At 68.0% G+C, this 23206-nt stretch carries 23 protein-coding genes; 17 read left to right on the forward strand and 6 right to left on the reverse strand.

Annotated elements, in window-relative coordinates; translation table 11 throughout:
* The first annotated feature begins 637 nt into the window (after positions 1-637).
* The 13 genes from infA (at position 638) to ACQPW1_RS05990 (ending at position 11541) form a co-directional block, all read left to right on the forward strand.
* Positions 638-859 (forward strand): translation initiation factor IF-1, encoded by a 222-nt coding sequence (infA, locus tag ACQPW1_RS05930; RefSeq protein WP_003418601.1) that lies wholly within the window; start codon positions 638-640, stop codon positions 857-859.
* A gap of 155 nt (positions 860-1014) precedes the next feature.
* The gene (rpmJ, locus tag ACQPW1_RS05935) at positions 1015-1128 is read left to right on the forward strand and encodes a 50S ribosomal protein L36 (RefSeq protein ID WP_011207363.1); all 114 of its coding nucleotides are present in this window, start codon (positions 1015-1017) and stop codon (positions 1126-1128) included.
* Positions 1129-1345: 217 nt separating this feature from the next.
* Positions 1346-1720 (forward strand): 30S ribosomal protein S13, encoded by a 375-nt coding sequence (gene rpsM, locus ACQPW1_RS05940; protein ID WP_379286811.1) that lies wholly within the window; start codon positions 1346-1348, stop codon positions 1718-1720.
* Between the two features lie 10 nt (positions 1721-1730).
* The gene (gene rpsK / locus ACQPW1_RS05945; RefSeq protein WP_040731638.1) at positions 1731-2144 is read left to right on the forward strand and encodes a 30S ribosomal protein S11; all 414 of its coding nucleotides are present in this window, start codon (positions 1731-1733) and stop codon (positions 2142-2144) included.
* A 22-nt stretch (positions 2145-2166) separates the two neighbouring features.
* Positions 2167-2772, forward strand: a complete 606-nt coding sequence (gene rpsD / locus ACQPW1_RS05950) for a 30S ribosomal protein S4 (RefSeq protein WP_357386299.1) — start codon at positions 2167-2169, stop codon at positions 2770-2772.
* A 139-nt stretch (positions 2773-2911) separates the two neighbouring features.
* A complete protein-coding gene (locus ACQPW1_RS05955) occupies positions 2912-3970 on the forward strand; it encodes a DNA-directed RNA polymerase subunit alpha (protein WP_014981770.1) in 1059 nt (352 codons plus the stop codon).
* 49 nt (positions 3971-4019) lie between these two features.
* Positions 4020-4556, forward strand: coding sequence for a 50S ribosomal protein L17 (gene rplQ, locus ACQPW1_RS05960; RefSeq protein ID WP_357386302.1), 537 nt, complete (start codon positions 4020-4022; stop codon positions 4554-4556).
* A gap of 95 nt (positions 4557-4651) precedes the next feature.
* Positions 4652-5548 carry a tRNA pseudouridine(38-40) synthase TruA gene (gene truA / locus ACQPW1_RS05965; protein ID WP_433665160.1) on the forward strand — a complete coding sequence of 299 codons (897 nt, stop codon included), beginning with the start codon at positions 4652-4654 and terminating at the stop codon, positions 5546-5548.
* Between the two features lie 63 nt (positions 5549-5611).
* Positions 5612-6442 (forward strand): LLM class F420-dependent oxidoreductase, encoded by an 831-nt coding sequence (locus ACQPW1_RS05970; RefSeq protein ID WP_433661736.1) that lies wholly within the window; start codon positions 5612-5614, stop codon positions 6440-6442.
* A gap of 224 nt (positions 6443-6666) precedes the next feature.
* A complete protein-coding gene (locus tag ACQPW1_RS05975) occupies positions 6667-8130 on the forward strand; it encodes an MFS transporter (RefSeq protein ID WP_433661737.1) in 1464 nt (487 codons plus the stop codon).
* A gap of 46 nt (positions 8131-8176) precedes the next feature.
* Positions 8177-8836, forward strand: coding sequence for a response regulator transcription factor (locus tag ACQPW1_RS05980; RefSeq protein WP_433665161.1), 660 nt, complete (start codon positions 8177-8179; stop codon positions 8834-8836).
* Positions 8837-8849: 13 nt separating this feature from the next.
* The gene (locus ACQPW1_RS05985; RefSeq protein ID WP_433661738.1) at positions 8850-10280 is read left to right on the forward strand and encodes a sensor histidine kinase; all 1431 of its coding nucleotides are present in this window, start codon (positions 8850-8852) and stop codon (positions 10278-10280) included.
* A gap of 346 nt (positions 10281-10626) precedes the next feature.
* Positions 10627-11541, forward strand: a complete 915-nt coding sequence (locus ACQPW1_RS05990) for a TAXI family TRAP transporter solute-binding subunit (protein WP_433661739.1) — start codon at positions 10627-10629, stop codon at positions 11539-11541.
* An 88-nt stretch (positions 11542-11629) separates the two neighbouring features.
* Here the strand turns inward: ACQPW1_RS05990 and ACQPW1_RS05995 are convergent, their stop codons facing one another.
* A complete protein-coding gene (locus tag ACQPW1_RS05995) occupies positions 11630-11953 on the reverse strand; it encodes a metal-sensitive transcriptional regulator (protein WP_357386312.1) in 324 nt (107 codons plus the stop codon).
* A 189-nt stretch (positions 11954-12142) separates the two neighbouring features.
* Between ACQPW1_RS05995 and ACQPW1_RS06000 the strand changes: the two genes are divergently transcribed.
* Positions 12143-12952, forward strand: a complete 810-nt coding sequence (locus ACQPW1_RS06000; RefSeq protein ID WP_433661740.1) for an S-methyl-5'-thioadenosine phosphorylase — start codon at positions 12143-12145, stop codon at positions 12950-12952.
* 32 nt (positions 12953-12984) lie between these two features.
* Complete coding sequence (locus tag ACQPW1_RS06005) at positions 12985-14001, forward strand: NAD-dependent epimerase/dehydratase family protein (protein ID WP_433661741.1); 1017 nt, start codon at positions 12985-12987, stop codon at positions 13999-14001.
* Positions 14002-14005: 4 nt separating this feature from the next.
* On the opposite strand, the gene ACQPW1_RS06010 is transcribed toward ACQPW1_RS06005, so the two are convergent.
* Complete coding sequence (locus tag ACQPW1_RS06010; protein ID WP_433661742.1) at positions 14006-15025, reverse strand: GAF domain-containing protein; 1020 nt, start codon at positions 15023-15025, stop codon at positions 14006-14008.
* A gap of 165 nt (positions 15026-15190) precedes the next feature.
* Between ACQPW1_RS06010 and ACQPW1_RS06015 the strand changes: the two genes are divergently transcribed.
* Positions 15191-15751, forward strand: coding sequence for an NADPH-dependent FMN reductase (locus ACQPW1_RS06015; protein WP_433661743.1), 561 nt, complete (start codon positions 15191-15193; stop codon positions 15749-15751).
* 207 nt (positions 15752-15958) lie between these two features.
* On the opposite strand, the gene eccE is transcribed toward ACQPW1_RS06015, so the two are convergent.
* The gene (gene eccE / locus ACQPW1_RS06020) at positions 15959-17608 is read right to left on the reverse strand and encodes a type VII secretion protein EccE (protein WP_433661744.1); all 1650 of its coding nucleotides are present in this window, start codon (positions 17606-17608) and stop codon (positions 15959-15961) included.
* A gap of 112 nt (positions 17609-17720) precedes the next feature.
* Between eccE and eccB the strand changes: the two genes are divergently transcribed.
* Positions 17721-19211 (forward strand): type VII secretion protein EccB, encoded by a 1491-nt coding sequence (eccB, locus tag ACQPW1_RS06025; protein ID WP_433661745.1) that lies wholly within the window; start codon positions 17721-17723, stop codon positions 19209-19211.
* Between the two features lie 5 nt (positions 19212-19216).
* Here the strand turns inward: eccB and ACQPW1_RS06030 are convergent, their stop codons facing one another.
* The 3 genes from ACQPW1_RS06030 to eccD form a co-directional block, all read right to left on the reverse strand.
* Positions 19217-19999, reverse strand: a complete 783-nt coding sequence (locus ACQPW1_RS06030) for a potassium channel family protein (RefSeq protein ID WP_433661746.1) — start codon at positions 19997-19999, stop codon at positions 19217-19219.
* Positions 20000-20163: 164 nt separating this feature from the next.
* On the reverse strand, positions 20164-21579 hold the full coding sequence (gene mycP / locus ACQPW1_RS06035) for a type VII secretion-associated serine protease mycosin (RefSeq protein WP_433661747.1): 1416 nt from the start codon (positions 21577-21579) through the stop codon (positions 20164-20166).
* The gene (gene eccD / locus ACQPW1_RS06040) at positions 21576-23042 is read right to left on the reverse strand and encodes a type VII secretion integral membrane protein EccD (protein ID WP_433661748.1); all 1467 of its coding nucleotides are present in this window, start codon (positions 23040-23042) and stop codon (positions 21576-21578) included. The genes mycP and eccD overlap by 4 nt, the downstream gene beginning before the upstream one ends.
* Positions 23043-23206: the final 164 nt, after the last annotated feature.

A 23206-nucleotide genomic window follows, 5' to 3' on the forward strand; every position in this document is an offset into this window, starting at 1 on the left:
CGTATGCGTCCAGACCCGACTGGCGCCACGGATCGTCCCGCGGGGAATCGGACTGCGGCGCTTCCGGCCCGCGCGGTGCCGGTTCCGGCGTGCGTCCCTGCGGTGCGGGCTGCTGCTCTTCGGTGGCGGGCTGCTCGTTGTTCTTGTCGCGCCCCCAGCGTCTACCGCGCTTTTCCTGACGCCCGCGTCGGCGGCTCGGTCCCTCTTCGATTACGTCGTCAGACGGAAGATTCTGTACCGGCGCTTCGTAGCCGACCTGTGTGACATCGCTCTCGGACAGCCACGGCGGCAGCATGGGGAGGCCGTCGTTGTTCCGGCTCACTAGTCCCCCTCGATCTGCTCGACCCTGTTACCTGGACAGCGGTCAGTTTACGCGACGTCCGGACACGACAGGGGAGCAGGAGGCCAGAGGCTCACGGGCCCCGATTCCGTGCTCTGATCGGGGCGAAGAGAGTACCGGCGGCCGGTGCTGGCAGGGGGCATTTTTGCCGGAACCATCTGGTACCGGTAAGCTGGAGCGGCGGTGCACCTATGCGCCGACTGTTTGTGTGTCTAGCGGTCAACTCGACCGACAGATCCATGTAAGCAGAAACAAGCCAAACAAACCAGGTTGAGCGTAACCGGGATCGCGGAGGACATGGCGAAGAAAGACGGGGCCATCGAGGTCGAGGGTCGAGTTGTCGAGCCGCTGCCCAATGCGATGTTCCGGATCGAGCTCGAGAACGGTCACAAAGTTCTCGCGCACATCAGCGGGAAGATGCGGCAGCACTACATTCGTATCCTCCCCGAGGACCGTGTGGTCGTCGAGCTGTCTCCCTACGACCTGTCGCGCGGCCGGATCGTTTATCGCTACAAGTGATCGCGTTCGTCGCGGTCATGTCGGCGTGAGTCGGCAGCCAGCCCCGGTGTGAGCCGGGGGTCGGGTCACAAGACCCACCACAGACTTCCCCAGCCGGTTGGGCTGGGGAAAAACTGTGTTCACACCCGTGTGAACCACAACAAGATTGGACGGACGTGAAGGTTCAGCCGAGCGTCAAGAAGATCTGCGAGAAGTGCAAGGTGATCCGCCGTCACGGTCGGGTCATGGTGATCTGCGACAACCTGCGCCACAAGCAGCGCCAGGGCTGATCAAGTCGGGGCTGACGCCCCGTCGATCACCAGCCGGGCACCGATCACTGATCGGCTTGGCCAACTAAAGAAGAACTCCCAGCTCCAGCCGCACGCTGCGGATTCCGGGTTCGCCCGGAAGGCGTGCGCGCCAACCACCGGTACGGAGGCCGGTGCCCCACCAAGACGAGGGGACGGACAGGGAGCAGACCTCCGCAACAGCTAAGGAACCTGCCACATGGCACGTCTCATGGGCGTTGATCTCCCGCGTGAAAAGCGCATGGAGATCGCGCTGACTTACATCTACGGCGTCGGCCGTACCCGCTCCAAGGAGATCCTCGCGGCCACCGGCATCAGCCTGGACCTGCGCAGCAAGGACCTCAGCGACGACCAGGTGACGCAGCTGCGTGACTACATCGAGAGCTCGCCCGAGCTCAAGGTCGAAGGTGACCTGCGCCGCGAGGTGCAGGCCGATATCCGTCGCAAGATCGAGATCGGCTGCTACCAGGGCCTGCGCCACCGTCGTGGCCTGCCCGTGCGTGGTCAGCGCACCAAGACCAACGCGCGCACCCGCAAGGGCCCGAAGCGCACCGTCGCCGGCAAGAAGAAGTAGGGGATAACCGATGCCTCCGAAGTCCAGGGCCTCCGGCCCCAAGAAGACTCAGAAGTCGCGCCGCAGGGAAAAGAAGAACGTCCCGCACGGCCACGCACACATCAAGAGCACGTTCAACAACACCATCGTGTCGATCACCGACCCGGCCGGAAACGTCATCTCCTGGGCGTCCTCGGGCCACGTCGGCTTCAAGGGTTCGCGCAAGTCGACCCCGTTCGCCGCGCAGCTCGCCGCCGAGAACGCTGCCCGCAAGGCGCAGGAGAACGGCGTCAAGAAGGTCGACGTCTTCGTGAAGGGCCCGGGTTCGGGCCGCGAGACCGCGATCCGTTCGCTGCAGGCCGCGGGCCTCGAGGTCGGCACGATCTCCGATGTCACCCCTCAGCCGCACAACGGCTGCCGTCCGCCCAAGCGTCGTCGCGTCTAGCGGGAAAGGAAACAGATAACAAATGGCTCGTTATACAGGCCCCATCACCCGCAAGTCGCGTCGTCTGCGCGTCGACCTCGTCGGCGGCGACCAGGCGTTCGAGCGTCGCCCCTACCCGCCCGGCCAGCACGGCCGCGCGCGGATCAAGGAGAGCGAGTACCTGCTCCAGCTGCAGGAGAAGCAGAAGGCTCGCTTCTCCTACGGCGTCATGGAGAAGCAGTTCCGCCGGTACTACGAAGAGGCCAACCGCCTCAAGGGCAAGACCGGTGACAACCTGCTGCGTCTGCTCGAGTGCCGTCTGGACAACGTCGTGTACCGCGCCGGTCTGGCCCGTACCCGTCGTCAGGCTCGCCAGCTGGTCTCGCACGGTCACTTCACCGTGAACAACCGGAGCGTCAACGTTCCCAGCTTCCAGGTGACCCAGTACGACATCATCGATGTCAAGGAGAAGTCGCTCAGCACGCTGCCGTTCCAGGTGGCGCGCGAGACCGTCGGCGACCGTCCGGTTCCCGGCTGGCTCCAGGTCATCCCGGGCCGCCTGCGGATCCTGGTGCACCAGCAGCCCGAGCGCGCCCAGATCGATGTGCCGCTCTCGGAACAGCTGATCGTCGAGTACTACTCGAAGTAACACCCCGGTGCGGAGGGCCGTCCTGGTTTACAGCCAGACGGCACACGCGCAGGTGTGGTCTGCCGGAGTCGGTGGATCACACACAACCCCTTAAACGAGGCGTCAAATAGCGGGCGCCCAAACAGGAGGATGATCCTAAATGCTGATTTCACAGCGTCCGACACTGACCGAAGAGGTCGTTGCCGAGAACCGCTCGAAGTTCACCATCGAACCGCTCGAGCCCGGTTTCGGTTACACCCTGGGCAATTCGCTTCGGCGTACCCTGCTGTCCTCGATCCCGGGGGCCGCGGTCACGAGCATTCGTATCGACGGCGTGCTGCACGAGTTCACCACCGTCCCCGGCGTGAAGGAAGATGTCACCGACATCATCCTGAACCTCAAGGGTCTGGTCGTGTCCTCGGAGGAGGACGAGCCGGTCACGATGTACGTGCGCAAGCAGGGCCCCGGCACCGTCACCGCCGGTGACATCGTGCCGCCGACCGGTGTCGTCGTACACAACCCGGACATGCACATCGCCACCCTGAACGACAAGGGCAAGCTGGAGATCGAGCTCGTTGTCGAGCGCGGTCGCGGCTACGTCCCCGCCGTGCAGAACAAGGCGTCCGGCGCGGAAATCGGCCGGATCCCGGTGGATTCGATCTACTCGCCGGTGCTCAAGGTGACCTACAAGGTCGAGGCCACCCGTGTCGAACAGCGCACCGACTTCGACCGTCTGATCCTGGACGTGGAGACCAAGAACTCCATCAGCGCACGGGACGCGCTCGCCTCGGCGGGCAAGACCCTGGTCGAGCTCTTCGGCCTGGCCCGTGAGCTCAATGTCGAAGCCGAAGGCATCGAGATCGGCCCTTCGCCGGCCGAGGCGGACCACATCGCCTCGTTCGGCCTGCCGATCGAGGACCTGGACCTCACCGTCCGGTCCTACAACTGCCTCAAGCGCGAGGGTGTGCACACCGTGGGCGAGCTCGTCGCCCGCACCGAGTCGGACCTGCTGGACATCCGCAACTTCGGCCAGAAGTCCATCGACGAGGTGAAGGTCAAGCTGCACGCGCTCGGCCTCTCGCTGAAGGACAGCCCGGCGTCGTTCGATCCTTCGTCTGTGGTGGGTTACGACGCGAGCACCGGAACGTGGAGCGACAGCGGCACGTTCAGTGACACCGACGGTGGCGAGCAGGACTACGCCGAGACCGAACAGCTCTAGGCCGCTGGGGTAGGCACCCCGGCCCGGCCTCACACAAGGAGAACAAACAATGCCCAAGCCCAAGAAGGGTGCTCGCTTCGGCGGGTCGGCGTCGCACCAGAAGGCGATCTTCGCCAATCTGGCGACGGCGCTCTTCGAGCACGGTCGTATTTCGACCACCGAGTCCAAGGCCAAGGCGCTGCGCCCCTACGCCGAGAAGCTTGTCACCAAGGCGAAGGGCGGCACCCTTGCCGACCGTCGCGAGGTGCTCAAGGTGATCCGCAACAAGGACGTCGTGCACGAGCTCTTCGCCACGATCGGCCCCTCGTTCGAGGGTCGCGAGGGCGGCTACACGCGCATCACCAAGACGCTGCCGCGTAAGGGTGACAATGCGCCGATGGCCATCATCGAGCTGGTCCGCGAGAAGACCGTGACCAACGAGGCCGACCGCGCTCGTCGGGTCGCGTCGTCCAAGAAGACCGAAGAGGCTCCGGCCGCTGAGGTTGTCGAGGAGACCGCTGACGAGGCCGTTGCCGAGACCGCTGAGGTCGAGGCTCCGGCTGCCGATGAGGCCGCTGAGGACAAGAAGGACGAAGACAAGGCCTGAGGTCGCGTCCAGTTCTGAACGAGCCCGCCGCCCGCTTATGCGGGTCGGCGGGTTCGTTCGTTGACGAGGAGATCGAAGTGAGCGCGGAGGACTCGATGCTGTCGGCTGCAACGTCGTCGGATTCGGCTGAGCCGAAGCAGGATTCGGTACCGGTCGACGCGACCGCACGTCCGTCGAGCCGCTTTCGGCTCGATATCAGTTACGACGGAACCGATTTCACCGGCTGGGCGCGGCAGCCCGGGCTGCGCACCGTGCAGGGTGTGCTGGAGGAATCGCTGAGCAAGGTGTGCCGGGAACCGGTGCAGCTGACCGTCGCTGGCCGCACCGATGCCGGTGTACACGCCGAAGGGCAAGTCGCACACTTCGATACGGCCGCCGAGATCGACCCGGATCGGCTGGTGCACCGGATGGCGCGCTTCCTGCCGAAGGACGTGCGCATCAAGGAGATTCGCGTCGCCCCACCCGAATTCGACGCTCGCTTCTCGGCGATTCGCCGCCACTACGTATACCGGCTGACCACCGCCCCCTACGGTGCCGAACCGTTGCAGGCGCGCGGCATCGTCGCCTGCCGGCACGACGTCGATATCGAGGCCATGCGTGCGGCGTCCCGAAACCTGTTGGGCCTGCACAACTTCGCCGCGTTCTGCCGCCGCCGCGAGGGCGCGACCACGGTCCGCGAACTCCAGCGCTTCGACTGGGCCCGGCACGGTGATCTGCTCACCGCGTACGTCAGCGCGGACGCCTTCTGCTGGTCCATGGTTCGTAGCTTGGTCGGCGCCGTGCTCGCGGTGGGCGAGGGCCGCCGCACCCCGGACTGGGTGGGCGGTCTGCTCGCGGAAACCGAACGCTCCAGCTCGGTCACCGTCGCTCCCGCGCACGGCCTGAGTCTGGTCGCCGTCGATTACCCCGCCGACGCGGACCTCGCCGCCAGGAACGCGCAGACCAGAGAGGTGCGTACGGTGCCGTCCGGCGAAGGCTGTTGCGGCAGCTGAATCTCGCACTCCGAGGTTTCGCTTTGCCGGAATACCAACGATGGCACGGTGGTTCCGCAAAGCATGACAAACGAGGGTCTCGGACGGTTCGGTGTGTGGCGGGCGTACAACCTATTCACTCCGGAAGACGCACAGGAGCTGGAGAAATCCGGCTACGGGACGCTGTGGCTCGGGTCGTCGCCGCCCGCCGATCTGTCGACCGTCGAGCCGTTGCTCGCGGCGACGGAGACGATCAATGTGGCGACCAGCATCGTGAACATCTGGTCCTCGCCCGCGAAGGAGGCCGCCGAGTCGTTCCATCGGATCGAGGCGCGGTTCCCCGGACGTTTCCTGCTCGGTGTCGGCGCGGGTCACCCGGAGCACACCGGTGCATACCGCAAGCCCTACGACGCCCTCGTCGAATACCTCGATGAGCTCGACGAACTGGGCGTTCCGGCCGAGCGCCGCGCTGTGGCCGCCCTCGGCCCGCGGGTGCTGAAGCTGGCCGCGGAGCGCTCCGCGGGACCGCTGCCCTACTTCGTGCCGTCGACGCACACCGCGCAGGCCCGCGCCACCCTCGGCCCGGATGCGTGGATCGCCACCGAGCACAAGGTCGTGCTGACCGACGATGCGCAACAAGCACATTCGCTCGCGGACGGCATCGTCGGGTTCTACCTCGGCCTGACGAACTACGCCTCGAACCTGACCAGGCTCGGCTTCACCGACGAAGAGCTCGCCAACCCCGGCGGCCGCGTCTTCGATGCCGTCATCGCACACGGCACGCCGGAGCAGGTCGCCGCCCAGCTCACGGCGCACCTGGATGCCGGTGGCAATCATGTTGCGGTGCAGGTGCTGAACGACGACTACGTGTCCGCCCTCCGCACGCTGGCCCCGCTGCTGAACACCGGCAGCTGAGCGGCGCAGGCGGGAAGTCTGCCACCAATCGCACCCCGGACAAGGTCCAGACACCTTGTCCGGGGTGCGTTTTTGTGCCAGGGCAAGTTCGGCGGGCAATCGCCTTCGGCGGGCAATCGCCCTAAGGGACTGTTAGGAACAGGCCCGGACTGTTCCGTCACGGCTGTGACAGCAGACACACTCGATCTCGGCTGACGCGCTGATGCGTCGAAGAAGGAGATCTTGTGACTACGACAAAGCCCGTGAGCGAGCGGCGGGTCGTCGCGAACGTGCTGCGCGGATCCATCGGCAACCTCGTCGAGTGGTACGACTGGTACGTCTACGCCGCGTTCAGCGTCTACTTCGCGAAAACGTTCTTCCCGAAGGACGATCCGACGGCGCAGCTGCTCTCTACGGCGGCCGTTTTCGCCGTCGGCTTCCTGATGCGTCCCATCGGCGGCTGGCTGCTCGGCCGCTACGCCGACAAGTTCGGCCGCCGCTCCGCGCTGACGCTGTCGGTGACGGTGATGGCGGCGGGTTCGCTGCTGATCGCGGTGACCCCCGGCTACCAGACCATCGGCCTCGCCGCGCCGGCGATTCTGCTGATCGCCCGGCTGCTGCAAGGCCTTTCGGTCGGCGGTGAATACGCCACCAGCGCAACGTATCTGTCCGAGGTCGCCTCGTCGGGCAAGCGCGGGTTCTACTCGAGCTTCCAGTACGTCACCCTGGTCGCAGGCCAGCTCGTCGCGCTCGGCGTGCAGATCATCCTGCAACAGTTCCTGACCAGTGCGGAAATGAACAACTGGGGCTGGCGCATCCCGTTCTTCATCGGTGCGGCCGGCGCGCTCATCGTGATGTGGCTGCGGCGCAGCATGGACGAGTCCGAGCAGTTCGAGGCCGCGGCCGCGGACCCCGAGAACCGGGTCTTCATCACCGACGGGATCGCCGAGCACGCCTACCAGTACGGCAAGGACAAGGCCGCCGAGTCGGCCGCCGCGCAGCGGGGCGAGCCGAAGCCGCCGCCCGCGCGCGGTTCGTTGCGGATGCTGTTGCAGTACCCACGTGAATGTCTGCTGGTGATGGGTCTGACGCTGGGTGGAACGGTCGCGTTCTACACGTACACGACCTACATGCAGAAGTTCATGATCAACACGTCGGGCATCTCCAAGGGCACGGTCGCCTGGATCAACTTCATCGCCCTGCTCGTGTTCGTGGTGCTGCAGCCACTGGCGGGCGCGCTGTCCGACCGGATCGGGCGGCGCAAGCTGCTCATCTTCTTCGGTGTCGCGGGCACGCTGCTGACCGTGCCGATCATGACCGTGCTCGCGCACACCACGAACGTGCTTGCCGCGTTCGCGCTGATGATGCTGGCCCTGGTGATCATCACCGGCTACACCTCGATCAACGCCATCGTGAAGGCCGAGCTGTTCCCGACCAAGATTCGCGCACTCGGTGTCGGCCTGCCCTACGCGCTGACCGTCGCCATCTTCGGCGGCACCGCGGAAACCATCGCCCTTGCGCTGAAGAAGGCGAACCACGAGTCGGTGTACTTCTGGTACGTCGCGGGGTGCATCCTCGTCTCGCTGGTCACGTACTTCTTCATGCGGGAGACCTCGGCGTCGTCGACGATCGAGGCCGAGGGATCCGCCGCCACCGACATCGGGGTGGGTGCCGAGCCGAGCCGCCCGCTGGCCACCGTGCGTGACTGACCGCCCGGCACACGCGCCGATCGACCCGCTGTGGGACGATCGGCGCGTGCGGCTTGCGGTGGTCGAAGATGACGACGGCGTCGGTGACGCGCTGGTCGAGGCGCTGAACGCCCGGGGATACCGGGCGGAGCGCAAACGGCGCGGCGCGGATCTGCTGATGTCGCACCGCGGTTATGACGCGGTCATTCTCGACCTCGGCCTGCCCGATGCGGACGGGCTCCAGGTGCTGCGGCAGTTGCGCGAAGTGAGTCAGGTGCCGGTGCTCATCCTGACCGCGCGCAGCGACGAACGTTCGATCGTGCGTGGGTTGCGTGGCGGTGCGGACGACTACATCGTGAAGCCGCCGCGCATCGCGGAACTGATGGCCAGGCTGGAAACCGTCACCCGGCGCGCGGCCGCCGCGGCGCAACCGGCGCAGGCGGTGGTGGTCTCCGGGGACGTGCGGGTGGACCTGCAGGCGCGGGGGGTCGAGGTCGGCGGCGCGCCGATCACGTTGACGCAGAAGGAATTCGAACTGGTGCAGGCGCTGGTGGAGCGGCCGGGCGCCGCGGTGAGCCGCCAGCAGCTGATGGACCGGATCTGGGGCGACGCGTTCGTCGCGGTCTCGCGGTCGCTGGACGTGCACATGACGGGGTTGCGCGCCAAGCTGAATCGGCCGGGGTTGATCACTACGATTCGCGGCTACGGGTATCGGTGGGGGCAGTGACCAGGGGCAGGCCGTGCGGCGTCGCCTACTCATCGCGCTGACCGTGTTCGCCGCGATCGCGGTGCTGGCGTTCGCCGTCCCGCTGTCGCTGACGGTGGCGACGAGCCGGACTCAGCAGTTGGTGCTCGCCCGCTCCGGTGATGCCGACCGGTTCGCCAATCTGGCCGCTGCCGCCTCGACCGCCGGCGACAGTCGTGCACTGTCCGACGAAGTCGGGCGCTATCACGAGCTGTACGGCGAGAACGTGCTGGTAGTCGATGCCAAAGGGGCGACAACCGCCAACGGCGGCGCGAACATCGAGGATCCCGGCATCGGCGCTGCGGTGGCGGCGGCCCGGCGCAACCAGCGTCCGCACGCGGTGGATCAGCTGACGCCGTGGGGCGAGCCGACGATGCTGATCGCGCGCCCGGTCGGTACCGGAGTGCAGGTGAGCGGCGCGGTGGTGATCCAGGCGTCGACCGCGCGGGCGCGCGCCGATATCGCGCGGACCTGGGCGTTGATCGTGCTCGGCGGCGCGGTCGCGATGGCCCTGTTCACCTTGCTCGCACTGACTTTGAGCCGCTGGGTGCTGCGGCCGCTGGCGGCGCTCTCGCACGCGGTCGCCGATCTCACCGCGACCCTGCCCAAGCCGCGCGCCGAATCGGTTGCCGCGAAACATCACGCGTCGATCGCCACGCATCACGGCGGTCCGCCCGAAATGCGTGCCGTCGCAGAATCGTTCGACGCCATGGCGCTGGCCGTCGCGGACTCGGTGGACGCGCAACGCCAGCTCGTCGCCGATACCGCGCACGCCATGCGCAACCCATTGGCCGCCTTGATGATTCGACTCGATTCGCTGGAGCATGCGATACCCGGCAACGCGGCGAACACCTTTCGTAGTGCCAGCGCGGAGGTCGAACGGCTGACCGCGCTGCTCGACGGCCTGCTCGCCCTCGCCTCCGCCGAAACCCCCGCCGCCTTCGACCTGGCCGAGCTCGGGGAGGACGACAATCATTGCGACGCGGTGCAAGTGGTCGCCGACCGCTTCGACGCGTGGCGCTCGGCGTATGAGGCCGCAGGGCAGGAACTGCACATCACGCCGTCTACCGAACACGCCGACGCCGCCGTGTCCGCCGACGTGCTTGCGCAGATCCTCGATGTGCCCCTGAGTAATTCGTGCCGCTACGCGGGACCCGGCACTCGGACGGTACTCACCGTCACCACCGACCCCGGCTGGGTCGCCCTCACCGTGCAGGACAACGGCGCAGGTGTGCGTGCCGACGAGATCGACCGGCTGACCACCCGCTTCTTCCGCGGCTCGACGGCCGTCAGCGGCGGCTCCGGCCTCGGCCTCCCCATCGCCGCCGCCCTCGCGCAGGCCCGCGGCGGCACCCTGGCCGTCGCAGCGATCGACCCGCAAGGCCTTGCCGTCCAGATCCGATTGCCAGCTGCGGAGTCCACATGATCGCGCGCTGGCATCGGATGGTGCGGCACTCTCGCCGTAGTGGCGATCGACCCGTACAGCCTCGCCGCGCATATCAGGCAGTCTGCTGCGGAGTCCACATGATCGAGCGCTGGGACTGGTCGGTGCGGCACTCCGGTCGACCTGCACGGCGTCGCTGTTCGCGACGGTTGGCCTGCGGTGGTGAGCACATGGCGGAGCTGGTACAGCGCTCTCGCCGTGGCGGCGATCGACACGTGCGCCCTCAGCGTCCACGGCAGTCCGTCCGCGGCGGGGTGCGCATGGCAACGCGGAACCGGTTGGTGCGGGCGGCATTCGGTGCTTCGGGCGGATGCGGGGTGTCGTGGTGATGATGCGGCGGCGAGGGTTTCTGGCGCTGAGTGGTGTGGCTGCGGCGGCGGGCATTGTCGGGTGTGGGCCGAGTGGAGGTGGGCCGGTTGTGCGGTTGGCGTCGGGTGAGGTGGGCGGGTTCTACTACGCGTTTGCCGGATTGCTGGCTGCCGCTGCGGCTCGGGCGGGGGATGTGCGGATCGAGCGGGTGACTACGTCGGGGTCGCAGGAGAACCTGGCGTTGCTGGCCAACGGGCAGGTGAATGCGGCGTTGGCGCTGTCGGATTCGGTGGGGGACACCACGGATCGGGTATTGGCGCTCGGGCGGGTGTATGAGAACTATCTGCAGCTCGTGGTGCGATCGGATAGTTCGATCGGAAGCGTCGCGGCGCTGCGTGGCACCCGGGTGAACCTGGGGGCCGAAGGGTCGGGGGCGGCGTTGACCGGCGATCGGATCCTGCGGGTGGCCGGGCTGGATCCCGAAGTGGACGTGCGGATTTCGCATCGGTCGCTGCGGGATGCGATGGGGGAGTTGACTTCTGGAGAGGCGGACGCGCTTCTGTGGGCCGGGGGCGTACCGACCAGCGTGCTGGAGATTCCCAAACGCATGCGCCTGGTGGACATGGGTGACCTGGCCGTGCCGATGCGCGAGCGGTTCGGACCGGTGTACGACCGGGTGGAGATCCCCGCCGACGCCTATCCCGGCGGCGTCGCCGTGCACACCATCGGCGTGGCTAACTTCCTGCTCGCCGCCGCATCGATGCCCGACGATGTCGCCGCATCGATCGTCGAACTACTGGTGTACCAAGCGGATTCGCTGGTGCCCACCGAGGCGGCGGGCACGCAATTCCTCGACGGCCGTTCCCTCATCGGTACGGCACCCGTCCCGCTGCACCCAGGTGCCGCCGACGTCTACCGCCGCTGGCACGGTTAGCCCAACAAAGCCGCACACCTTCTGACTTCCCGCACACCGACTCGCCGCACTAACACCCGTGCGTGTGTCAAAGCCCGTGCGTCTGTGGTCAGGAGCGGACCAGCCGGGCGATGGCGTCGGTGGCCTCTTTGATCTTCGCCTCGGCTTCCGGGCCACCCGCTACTGCGGCGTCCACCACGCAATGACTGATGTGGTCTTCGAGCAACCCCATCGCGACCGCCTGCAGCGCCTTGGTCATCGCGGAGACCTGGGTGAGGATGTCGATGCAGTACTTCTCCTCCTCCACCATCCGCTGCAGCCCACGCGCCTGCCCCTCGATGCGACGCAGCCGCTTGAGGTAGTCGTCCTTCGCGGTGATGTAGCCGTGCGCGGCATGATCGTGCGCGGTGTGGTCCTGGGGGGTGGGGGTCACCGTGTCTCCTCGCTGGCTGCCGGTCTGCGGCCGGACCGGATTAATACCCCCCTAGGGTACAGTTTCCGGTCGGAGTTGTCAGGTCGGCGCCTGGTCCGCCGGGTTGCGCGGGTGATCTGCCGCCCGCTGTGTGCCTGCGGTTACGGTCCCCGTTGCGCGGCGGGCGGGCCGGGACGAGAGAATTGCGGCATGAGTTCGCATGCCAAGCCCGCGCTCGCCGTCATCGGCGGTAGCGGGTTCTACGATTTCTTCGACAACGGGGCGACCGATGTCGAGGTAGCAACCCCCTACGGTGCGCCGAGTGCGCCGATCGCGGTCGGCGAGGTGCAGGGACGGCCGGTCGCCTTCCTGCCGCGGCACGGCAAGCGGCACGAATTCGCGCCGCACACCCTGCCGTACCAGGCCAACATGTGGGCGCTGCGTTCGCTCGGCGTGCGCCGGATCTTCGCGCCGTGCGCGGTGGGCAGCCTGCGCGCGGACTGGGGGCCGGGCACGGTGGCGGTGCCGGACCAGGTGGTCGATCGCACCTCCGGCCGCCCGCAGACCTATTTCGACGGTGGTGGCGTGCACGTCTCCTTCGCCGACCCGTACTGCGACGAACTCCGCACCGCGACGATCAAATCCGCCGACGATGTGCTGCCGATGAAGGGCGCGGGCACGATGGTCGTCGTGCAGGGCCCCCGGTTCTCCACCAGGGCGGAGAGCCGCTGGTTCGCCGGGCAGGGCTGGGACCTGGTGAACATGACCGGACACCCCGAGGCCGTGCTCGCCAGGGAACTCGAGATGTGCTACGCCGCAGTCGCTTTGGTGACGGACCTGGACGCCGGACTGGAGGAGGGCACCGGCGTGCACGCGGTCGACGTGTTCGCCGAGTTCAAGCGCAATCTGGTGCCGTTCAAGGACTTGATCCGGCGCTCGGTGGCCGCGGTCACCGAAACCGACACCTGCGATCGATGCCGCGTTCATACCGGAGTGTCGCTGCCCTTCGAGCTACCCTGACCCATGCGGGGTGCCGAACAAGGGTGCGGTGAATGAGAGTGCTGATCACCGGCGCGGCCGGTTTCCTCGGAACACACGTGCGCAAGGCCGTGTCTTCCGCAGGGCATGAGGTAATCGCGGTCGATCTGATGCTCGACGCGGTGCACGGGCCGGACGTGGAGCCGCCGGACGGCGTTGCGCGGGTGGACGTGCGCGACGCCGACGCGTTGCTGCCGCTGCTGGCGGGCATCGACGTTGTCTGTCATTTCGCCGCGGTCACCACGGGCGGCGGCCCGGCCGACTTCGCGACCCACAACGACCTCGGCACCGCGGCGCTGCTCGGCGCCATGGAGCGGGCGAAGGTGCGCAGGCTGGTGCTCGCGTCCTCGATCACCGTGTACGGCGAGGGCCGCTACCGCAGCGTGCGCGGCGGGCCGTTCTGCCCGGGACTGCGCAGGCGCGCGGACCTGGATCGGGCCATGTTCGATCATCGCGCTCCGCGCACCGGGGACGTGCTGACCTGGGAGCCGGTGAGCGAGGACGCGCCGCTGCGGCCGCGCGGCAGCTACGGCGCGAGCAAGGTGGCGCAGGAAAACTATGCCTTCGCTTGGGGATTGAACGTCGGCGGCGCGGTGACGGCGCTGCGGCTGCATCAGGTCTACGGCGACGGCGCGCGGGCCGGCATGGTGGGCAAGGTGCGCGCCGCGTTGGACGCGGGTCAGGCACCGCAGGTGTTCGAAGACGGCGGGCAGGTCCGGGATTTCGTGCACGTGCGCGACGCCGCCGCGGCCGTGCTCGCGGCGATCGAGCAGGCACTGCCCGGTTTCGTGCCGCTGAACATCGCGTCCGGGCGGCCGGTCACGCTGTGGGAGGTTGCCTCGATCATGGCGAAGGCGCGCGGCGGTCCCGCGCCTGTGGTCACCGGGCGGTATCACATCGGCGACGTGCGCCATTTCGTCGCCGACCCCGAACGTGCCAGGCGGACACTGGGTTTCACCGCGACGGTGCCGCCGCAGCAGGGGCTCGCCGAGTTCGCGGCGGCACCGGTGCAGGCCGCGACGGCCGGCTGACGACTCACCCCGGTTGCGGGCGCTCGATGATATCCAGCTGAACCAGGGCGAATTCGGGTGTCGGTGTGCCGGTGGTGCCGCCGGGCAGCGGTGAGGCCTCCAGGTCGGCGACGAGCCAGTCGCCGGTGTCGGTGGCCAGGCGCATCCCGGTCAGCGTCACCCGCTCGACGCCGGAGCGGATGTCGTTGCGGGCGAGAATGATTCGGTCCCGGTCGGCGGGGTGTGGCACGGTGCGCTCGTCGGTGCCGCGGCCCCAGCGCAAGCCGGGAACGGGTTCGGTGACCCACCGGATCAGCCGCACCTGGGCCAGATCGACGATGGCGAGGTAGAGGTTCGGCTGGGCGCCGCGCAGCAGATCAAGGGTCGCGGCCTCGAACGATTTCCGTTGCGGCGCAACACTGTCGGTGACATCGACGGCCAGACCGAGCCAGCGGTACCGGTTCTCGTCGGGGTTGCGGGCGGCAAGCAGCAGCGTGCGTGGGCCGGTCCGGGCGCGCACGGTCGCCGTGTCGAGCCACCGGTCGCCGGGTGCCGATCTGGCCAGCGTGGCGACGAGATCGAGTGCGCCGTCGAATCGTTCGATCAGCTCGAAGGATTCCGCGCCGATCCAGACGATGCGGTCGTGCTCGAAATGCGGTCCGAGGTCGTAGGGGATGGCCTCGATCCGCCGGGCGCGCGCGTCGACGCCGAACGCGGCAACGCCCACCGGCGGCGGCGGATCGCCCGTGCCCACCCAGAGGCGGACCGCATGCACCCGGTCGTCGGGACCGTGCAGCGGCACCACCAGAATGCGTTGACCCGACCAGTTGTGCCGGGACTGCGGCAGTTGCTGGTCGATGCTCGTGCCGGTGGTGTAGGCCGTGGCGACGAGCGGCTGTAATCGGGTGGAAACGGCGCGCTGGAACGACTTCCACTCGCGCGGTGCCGTGCCGACCGCGAGCAGCGACCAGGTGTCGACATGGCCGAGTGTTTCGATGAGCAGCCAGCGCCCGAGTATCACGAATCCCCCTCCCGAGTCGAACACTATGCCACGGTCAGGCTGATAGCCAGTGCATATCGTGCCTGATTCGGCACTACGGACCGTGCCGGGGGTCCGCTTGCGGGGTCAGCGGGCGAAGGCGTCGGCGTGCGCGCGGGCGGTGCCATCGGGTTCCTTATCGGACCACCCCGCCCGCGTTAAGCTCACGCGATGGACACTCCGTTGCGGCTCGAGGTCATCGTGGCCAGCGTGCGTCCGGAGCGGTTCGCTCCGGTGGTCGCCGACTGGTTCTTGCGCACGATACGCGCGCATGACGAGTTCGACACGGGCGTCATAGATCTGGCGGAAACCCACCTGCCGACCGACCTCACCGACACCCCCGAGGCCGCGGCCTACCGGACCCGCCTGGCCGCCGCGGACGCGTTCGTCGCGATCACCTCCGAGTACAACCACGGGTACCCGGCGGCATTGAAGACCGCCTTCGACACCGCCAAACACGAATGGCGTGCCAAGCCGATCGGTTTCGTCTCCTACGGCGGACTCTCCGGCGGCCTGCGCGCCGTGGAGCAACTGCGTCAGGTGGTCGCCGAGATCCACATGGTCTCGATCCGCGAAACAGTCAGCTTCCACCAGGCCAAGCGCCAGTTCGACGCCGACGGCGAAACTCACGACGGCGCCGCCATCGATGCCACCACCCGCATGCTCCGCCAATTGTCTTGGTGGGCAAAAACTCTGCGCGCAGCTCGAACCGCAGACCCGTACCCTGGCTGATCACCGCCGCGCACCAATCGTTGCGCCGCGCACGAAATCGTCGGCAATTTAGTGCGCGCCGAGACAGAACATGCGCGGCCCGCTGAAGTCCGCGGCTGCGCGCCGATCAGCGTGCTGCGTACGGATGTGCCTGGCGCGCACCGATTGTGCTGCCGCGCACGAGATTGCTGGTGAATTCGTGCGCAGCGGGACAGGGGGTGCGCGGCGTCAGCCTGCCGCGACCGGTGTGCCGCGGCGGCCGCGCGGGTGGCCGATGTAGGTGGCCTCGCGGGGGATGGAGACGAGGGTCAGGTCGACCTGGGCGGTGCCGGTGCGCAGGATGACGTGGTTGCCGATCGCGCCGGGCTGGTGGATGGAGAGGTCGGGCCGGGTGGCCGGCCAGCCCATCGGGTCGCCGGTGGCGTAGATCGTGGTGACACCCGCGTGCGGGGCGGGCGCGAGCACGCCGTCCACCACGGTCGCGGTGAAACCCGCGTCGGACTGGTGGGTTTCGACCGCGAGGGTCAGCCGCTCCGGATTGCCGATGGTGGTGACCAGGTTCTCCCACGCGTGCGCGCGGTCGGTGCGGATCAGCACGCGTTCGCCGACCGCGAGCGCGCGGAACACCAATTGCTGTGCGAGATAAAGCTCTCCGGCCACATACACGGTCGAGATGCCCGCGCCGACGATGCGGACCGCGACGCCGTTGCCCTCGTCGTCGGAGCCGATCAGCTGACCGCAGCCCGAGGACGGCAAGTGCAGCGCGTCGATCACGTCGATCGGGTATTCACTCATCGGCACGGTGGCGTCCACGCCGGGCACGGCCAGCGGCAGATGGGCCAGCAGCCCGTCGCGGTGCCGCCCGTGCATCGACACCATGCCGGCGAGCTTGCTGCGCTCCGGCAGCTCGCGCGCGGTCAGCCGCCATGCGGCGCCGATGCTCACCGACTCGGCCGAGCTACCCGGCCGCAGCCGCACCGCCACCGTGGTGCCGCGCGACGGGGCCACCCACAGCTGCGCGAGCAGGTCGGAGCCGAGCCGCTTCGGGTCGACGGCCATGCCGATGTTCACACTGTTGCCGATTTCGGCGTAGCGCCAACGATGTTCGAGGGTGCGCGGATCGAAGCCGCTGGTGATCTGCAGGACCGCCTTGCGGATTTCCGGCGCGGTCAGGATGCGCGCGTTGCAGTCGGCGTCCTCCAGCGCGCGCATGATGCGCTGGGTCGCGATGGTGACCGCGCGGGAGGCGCCCTCCGCGCCGCCGCCACGCCGGGCCGCCGCCTCCGGACAGGCCACCGCGTCGAAACTGATGGCCAGCCACACGGTGCGATGCGCGGTGGCGGGCAACGGACCGAGCAGCGATTCGTAGATCTTGCCCGCGGGCGTGCCCGACCGGCTGCGGTGTCCGTGGCTGACGATGTCGATGCCGCTGAGCAGGATGTCGTGCTGGTTGAGGCATTTCGCCAGTTCCGGCAGCGGCAGCAGGTGCGAGGCGTGCACGGTGTTGCGGGCGATCCTGGTCAGCCCGCCGGGTGGGGCGAGCACCTCGACGACCGTGACCACCCGGCTGCCGTCCCAGTACAGCCCGAGCGAGCGCCCGTCGGTGCCGCGGTAGTCGACGGTCTGGCTGATCGTGTACTCGCGCTTGGTGAGGTAGCGCCACCAGGTGAGAATCCAATCGAGCACGGTGCGCTTGGCGATCGGGATCAGCGGAATCAGCGCGACGACGATGCCCACCCCGAGCGCGATCAGCGGCCGCAATCCGGCGAGCAGCGCGACTACGCCTGCTACAAACCCGATGACCTGCGCAATCAACAGATTCTGCAGCGAGATTCGGCCAAGGAGCGGCCGTGGTCCCGCCCCGGCAGGTTCCGCCATCGTCGTCCCCCAAGTACCCGGTGTCGGCCGATTAGTAGTGGCCGAGCTGAACAAGAGTCCTCGGGAACTGTACTGTGTTGCGCGAACGTGAGCACTGTTCGGGGGAGGAATAATGCCTTCAAAACCCACCACTCGATGGCAGGTGAGCGGCTACCGCTTTCTGGTCCGCCGGATGGAGCACGCCCTGGTCCGCCGGGATGTGCGGATGCTGCACGACCCGATGCGCTCGCAGTCGCGCGCCTTCGCGGCCGGGCTCGTCTTGGCGATCGTCGTATTGGCCGGCTGCGGTGTGCTGGCACTGCTGCGTCCGCAGGACAAGATCGGCAGCAGCAAGATCCTGATCGGCAAGGAGTCCGGCGGCGTCTACGTGATGCTCGACGACGTCGTGTATCCCACGCTCAACCTGGCCTCGGCACGCCTGGCCGCGGGGGACGCGTCCAAGCCCGCGATCGTCAAGGAATCCGAGCTCGGCAAGAAGCCGCGCGGCCAGCTGATCGGCATCCCCGGCGCGCCCGGTTCGCTGATCTTCGACAAGGCGGGCAAGGGGCGAGCCTGGACGGTCTGCGATTCGTTGAAGACCGACGGCAGCGACGACCGCACCACCTCCGTGCTGATCGGCGACCTCGACCTCGGCGACAAGGCCGCGCCCATGGTGAAGGACAAGGCGCTGCTGGTGAAGGGTAAGGACGCGACTTACCTGGTGTGGAACAACACGCGCGCCCGCGTCGACATGAACGACCCGTACGTCACCGGCCCGCTGAAGATCCGCGGCGCGACGCCGCGACCCATCAGCGAGGGCCTGCTGAACGCCATTCCCGAAGTGAATCCGATCATGCCGCCGAAGATCGACGATCCGGGCGGGATCCCCAACGGCTATTCGATCAACAACCTGAAGATCGGCACGGTAGTTCAGCGGGCGGGCAAGGAAGACCAGAACTACGTGCTGCTGCGCGACGGCTTGCAGCAGATCAACCCGCTGACCGCCGAGATCATTCGCGTTTCGCAGCGGAACCCGGACCACGGCACGGCCGTCAGCGACAACGAGGTGACCCTGCCGCCGCCGTCCAAGGCGTTGCGCGTGGACACCTACCCGGCGACCGCGCCGACGATCGTCCAGCCGAACTCGCGGCCGGTCAGCTGCCTGTCGTGGCAGCCGATCGCCGGTGCGGCGGGTAACTCCGACGTCGCCGTGCGCGCGAACCTGTCGGTCATCGACGCCACCGACCTGCCGATGCCGAAGAGCGCCAAGCTGGTTTCGCTCGCGCAGGCCGACGGCAAGGGCGACAACGTCGACTCGGTGTACTTCAAGCCGGGCTCGGGCGCCTTCGTGCAGACCACCGGCATCGAACCGGACAGCCGCCGCAAGGACAGCATGTTCTACGTCTCCGACACCGGCGTCCGCTACGGCATCAAGAACAGCGATGCGGCGAAAGCGCTTGGCATGGACGCGGAATCGGGCGTGACGCCGGAACCCGCGCCGTGGCCGATCGTGGGTCTGCTCGCCGGTGGGCCGACGATGGGCCGCGAGGAGGCGATGGTCGCGCACGACGGCATCGCGCCTGATCCGAGCCCCGCCAAGCAACCGGTCGCCTCGGCGAAGTAGCCGAGCTAGCGGCCGTCCGCGCCAACGGGTTTCGCGCCGTCGGTCGCGTGCAGCGCCGCGACTTCGGCGCGCAGCGCACGGACCTCCTCGACCAGGACGTTGATCTCCCGGTCGGTGCGGTCGGCGGTCTCCTCGACCGTCTTCAGCTGATCGATCACCCAGCTGGTCGTGGTGCCGATGGCGAAGGAGATCAGGCCGATGCCGAAGGTCATCAGCACCAGCGAGATCAGCCTGCCCTCGACGGTGACCGGGTAGACGTCGCCGTAGCCGACCGTGGTGACCGAGACGGCCGACCACCACAGCGCGTCACCGAAGTTCAGCACCTTGCTGCCCTCGACGCCGTACTCGGCGTCGAAGAAGGCCAGGCTGCACAGGAACAGGATCAGTACCGAGCTGCTGCCGACGAAGACCGAGAGTCGAGTGCGGTGGGTCAGTGTGTGCCGATTCAGCGTGCCGAGCACCAGTACCGCCGCGCGCACCAGCCGCAGCGGACGAAACGGCGGAACGAGCACGATCAACAGTTCCACCGGGTGGGTGCGCAGGAATTCCCAACGGCGAGTGGACAATCCGAACCGCACCAGGAAGTCGACCGCGAACAGGACCCAGATCACCACGTCGACCCGGCCGAGCCAGGCGTCCAACTGTGGCGAGGCGCCGGTATCGAGGACGAACCAGGCGTAGACGCCGAGGAACAGCACGGCGAGCACCACCATCGGGACGCCGGTGGCCTTCTCCCACGCCTGCCTGCGGCTCAGTCTGCTGCTGGTTGCTTGTTCTGTGTGCACCATGGGGACTACCTGCGTCGATCGGATCCGGCACCCTGTGTACCGCAGTTTGCCGTGCAGACGCTACAGGCAGTTCGGCCGCCGCCCGGTCAGGCCGCGCGAGTCGCCGAGCCGAGCCGTACCCGACGGCCGGAACAGCAACCGTTGAGGTCGGTGTGTCTCGCCGACTACATGTCGTCGCCGGATACGCCGAATCGGCGGCGGATCGGGAAGGACGCGAGCATGCCGAGAATCAGCAGGATGGCGACGGTGCCGCTGCCGATCAGCGCGATGTTGCGGGCGTGGTTGTCCGGGGGCGGCGCCGGGGCGGGCACCGCGAGTTGCACCTGCTTCGGCGCGGTGGGCCGTTTCGGCGGTAGCGGTTTCGTGGTTTCGGCGGTGAGCGCCGCGACCGGGTCGATCGCGCCGTAGCCGACGTAGGAGTTCCAACCCTCGCCGGGTGCGTGCGCCGTGGCCTGGATGCGCTTGATCACCTCGAGTGCGCTCAGCTCGGGGAAGCGGGCGCGGACCAACGCGACCACACCGGACACGTAAGGCGCGGCAAAGCTGGTGCCGTTGAGGGGTACCAGCTGTTCACCCTCGTACTTGCCGGTGATGGTGCCGGTGCCGCGGGGATCGAGCGAGACGATGTTCTCGCCGGGTGCGGCGATGCCGACCCACGGGCCGGGGACGGTGAATTTCGAAGGCGCGCCGTTGTTGTCGATCGATCCGACAGACAGCACGTAGTCATCGAAGCGGGCGGGCGTGACGTTGGTGGTGAGGTTCTTCCACGGATCGTTCTCGGGATGCAGCGGATCGATGACGTTGGGGTTGCCTCCCTTGCACTTGTCGTCGGTGTTTCCCGCGGCGACCACCACGACGGAGTTCATCTCCAGGGTCGCGTAGCGCACCGCGGCACCGACCGCGGCGTCGTCGGGCTGCTGGCTGCCGGGTACGCAGGAAACCAGGGAGATGTTGATGACCGAGGCATGCCGGTCGGCGGCGCGGCGGATGGCCGACGCGAGCGCATTGATATTGCCGTAGCCCTTGGCCGGGTCCTCGGGCCGCTTGTCCTGCCTGCCCGGTATCTCGTACAGCGCGCTGGTCTGGCGAATCGACAGGATGCGCGCGTCCGGCGCGACCCCGGAAAAGCCTTGTCCGTCTACCGGTTTCGCGGCGATGATGCCCGCGACGACGGTGCCGTGCGCATCGCAGTCCTCGCTGACGCCGTCGCCGGGATCGGCCACGTAGTCGCCGCCCGCCTCGACATCGGGCAGCCGCGGATGACGGGCGACGCCGGTGTCGATGACCGCGATGAGCTGGCCATCACCCCGGGAGAACTCCTGCGCTCGCTTCAGACCGAGGGACAGTTGCGGAGCAGGCACGGTAGGGCCTTCGCCGCCCTGCTGGGTGGAGTAGCAGGGCGAGTTGGCCGGATGTTCGGTCTTGTCCGGCGGCCGCGCCGGGTCGCCGGGTAGCAGCGCGCCCGGATTGACCGGCGGCGGCCGATCCGCATGTGCCACACCCTGACTCGCGCCCAACCCGAACGACATGCTCAGCGCGAGCACCGCTGCCGCCGCGCCGGTGCGCAGGATCCGGTTCACAGCCCGCGGACGAGGGAGTAGAGGCTGGCCACCCAGAACACCAGGGGGAGAACGGCGGCCACGAAGGCGTACTCGAGTAGTTCGACGGCGCGGCGCATCGGCGGGGTAGCCGACTGGTTCGGGATGACGAGGCCGAGGATCAGCGCGGCGATCAGGATGACCATCGCGGCGCCGAACACCGCGAGCGGCTGGTCCATCGCGAAACCGGCCCCCACCAACATGATCAGCACGATGCCCGCGCCGCCCGCGATGAGCACGACAGCTTGTTCGGCGCCCGCGTAGGTGCGGCTGCGGAACATCAGCACGGCCGCGCACACCAGCGCGAGGGCGATGCCCTGCCAGTACGGATCGTCCGCCCGCGGGTCGGTGGCGGCCAGCGCGCCGACGACGGTGACCAGGGTGGTCGCGGCGACCAGGCCGGCCAGGTACATCCGGGCTCGCTCCGACTTCACCCGCAGTGCCTCCATGGTCGGCAGGGCACGGTGATCGTCGGGGTCGTCCTCGGTGGGGTCGATCGGGGTGCCCGGCGACGGGACCGGCGGCAGCGGCAGCTTGGCGAGCAGCATGGAGATCCGCGGTGCCAGGGCGAGGCCGGCCAGGCCGAGCGCCGCGGCGCCCGCGCCGATCGCGCGTTCCGGCTGCGCGGTGAGCAGCCCGACCAGCGCGGCGGGCACCGCGTACACCGCGAGGGTGGTCGCGCCGATGAACAGCGCGAGCCCGACGCCGCTCACCCGCCACGCCAATACCGCGGTGGCGCCGAGCAATACGGAGCCGAGCAGGATGTGCGGCCAGCCGTAATGGTCGGGCACGTAGAGCATGCCCGCGGTGAACGCGGTCGGTAGCGCGCAGCCGCCGAGCACCAGTGCCGTCGAGGTGTCGCCGTACATCCGGCTGAGCACCATGGCCGCGACCACCAGCAGGATCGTCACGGCGAGCGCGACCGAACCGCTGACCCAGTAGGGCAGCGAGCCGGGAGAGAGGAGCAGGCCGAGACAGCCGACCAGCATGGTGAGTGCCGCGAGCACCGAACCGGTGATCCGCGCGACCTTCGGGGTCCAGCTGCGGTAATGGTCGGTGTCGGCGATCGCGACGTTGTACATGATGTCGTCGAACAGCGGCGTCGGCGCGGTGTGCGAGGCGCTCTCCAACATGAGCAGCTCGCCGTCGCGGACACCGTGCTCGCCGAGGCTCAGCGAATTGGAGAAGGGGGGATGACCGATGCGCGCCAGCACCCACTCGGCGGGCTCGAAGCGCTCGCCCTCGTTGTCGAAGTCGTTGGTGCGGCTGTGCTGTGCGACCATGTCGACGACGCTCGGGATCACCAGTGCGACAGGCACGTCGACCGGGATCGCCATGTCCACCTGGGTGTGCTTGGCGAGGATGGTCACCCGGGCGAGGTCCGGTGCGCGGACGATGCCGTGCGAGGAGTTTTCATCGATGTGGTCAAGTCGCGCGTGCGTCAAGCTTCCCCCAACTCGTCTTCTACCTCGTATTTTCGCAAACCCGAGACCCTACGTCGAGTTTGCGAACCCACGGTTCGGGCAGCAGAATGCTGGTCGAACTGTACGACATGTCGGGCACGGCCTCTACACTGAGCCGGAATCACAGCAGTCGAGGAGGGGGATTC

This window comes from Nocardia sp. CA-128927, from assembly GCF_050955855.1.
In the GTDB taxonomy this organism is placed as follows: Bacteria; Actinomycetota; Actinomycetes; order Mycobacteriales; family Mycobacteriaceae; genus Nocardia.

Bases quoted from the DNA above. Each gene is read 5' to 3' on its own strand.
- infA (WP_003418601.1), top strand. From the start codon at position 638: ATGGCGAAGAAAGACGGGGCCATCGAGGTCGAGGGTCGAGTTGTCGAG.
- rpsM (WP_379286811.1), top strand. From the start codon at position 1,346: ATGGCACGTCTCATGGGCGTTGATCTCCCGCGTGAAAAGCGCATGGAG.
- rpsK (WP_040731638.1), top strand. From the start codon at position 1,731: ATGCCTCCGAAGTCCAGGGCCTCCGGCCCCAAGAAGACTCAGAAGTCG.
- rpsD (WP_357386299.1), top strand. From the start codon at position 2,167: ATGGCTCGTTATACAGGCCCCATCACCCGCAAGTCGCGTCGTCTGCGC.
- ACQPW1_RS05955 (WP_014981770.1), top strand. From the start codon at position 2,912: ATGCTGATTTCACAGCGTCCGACACTGACCGAAGAGGTCGTTGCCGAG.
- rplQ (WP_357386302.1), top strand. From the start codon at position 4,020: ATGCCCAAGCCCAAGAAGGGTGCTCGCTTCGGCGGGTCGGCGTCGCAC.
- truA (WP_433665160.1), top strand. From the start codon at position 4,652: ATGCTGTCGGCTGCAACGTCGTCGGATTCGGCTGAGCCGAAGCAGGAT.
- ACQPW1_RS05970 (WP_433661736.1), top strand. From the start codon at position 5,612: ATGACAAACGAGGGTCTCGGACGGTTCGGTGTGTGGCGGGCGTACAAC.
- ACQPW1_RS05990 (WP_433661739.1), top strand. From the start codon at position 10,627: ATGATGCGGCGGCGAGGGTTTCTGGCGCTGAGTGGTGTGGCTGCGGCG.
- ACQPW1_RS06000 (WP_433661740.1), top strand. From the start codon at position 12,143: ATGAGTTCGCATGCCAAGCCCGCGCTCGCCGTCATCGGCGGTAGCGGG.
- ACQPW1_RS06005 (WP_433661741.1), top strand. From the start codon at position 12,985: ATGAGAGTGCTGATCACCGGCGCGGCCGGTTTCCTCGGAACACACGTG.
- ACQPW1_RS06015 (WP_433661743.1), top strand. From the start codon at position 15,191: ATGGACACTCCGTTGCGGCTCGAGGTCATCGTGGCCAGCGTGCGTCCG.
- eccE (WP_433661744.1), bottom strand. From the start codon at position 17,608: ATGGCGGAACCTGCCGGGGCGGGACCACGGCCGCTCCTTGGCCGAATC.
- eccB (WP_433661745.1), top strand. From the start codon at position 17,721: ATGCCTTCAAAACCCACCACTCGATGGCAGGTGAGCGGCTACCGCTTT.
- ACQPW1_RS06030 (WP_433661746.1), bottom strand. From the start codon at position 19,999: ATGGTGCACACAGAACAAGCAACCAGCAGCAGACTGAGCCGCAGGCAG.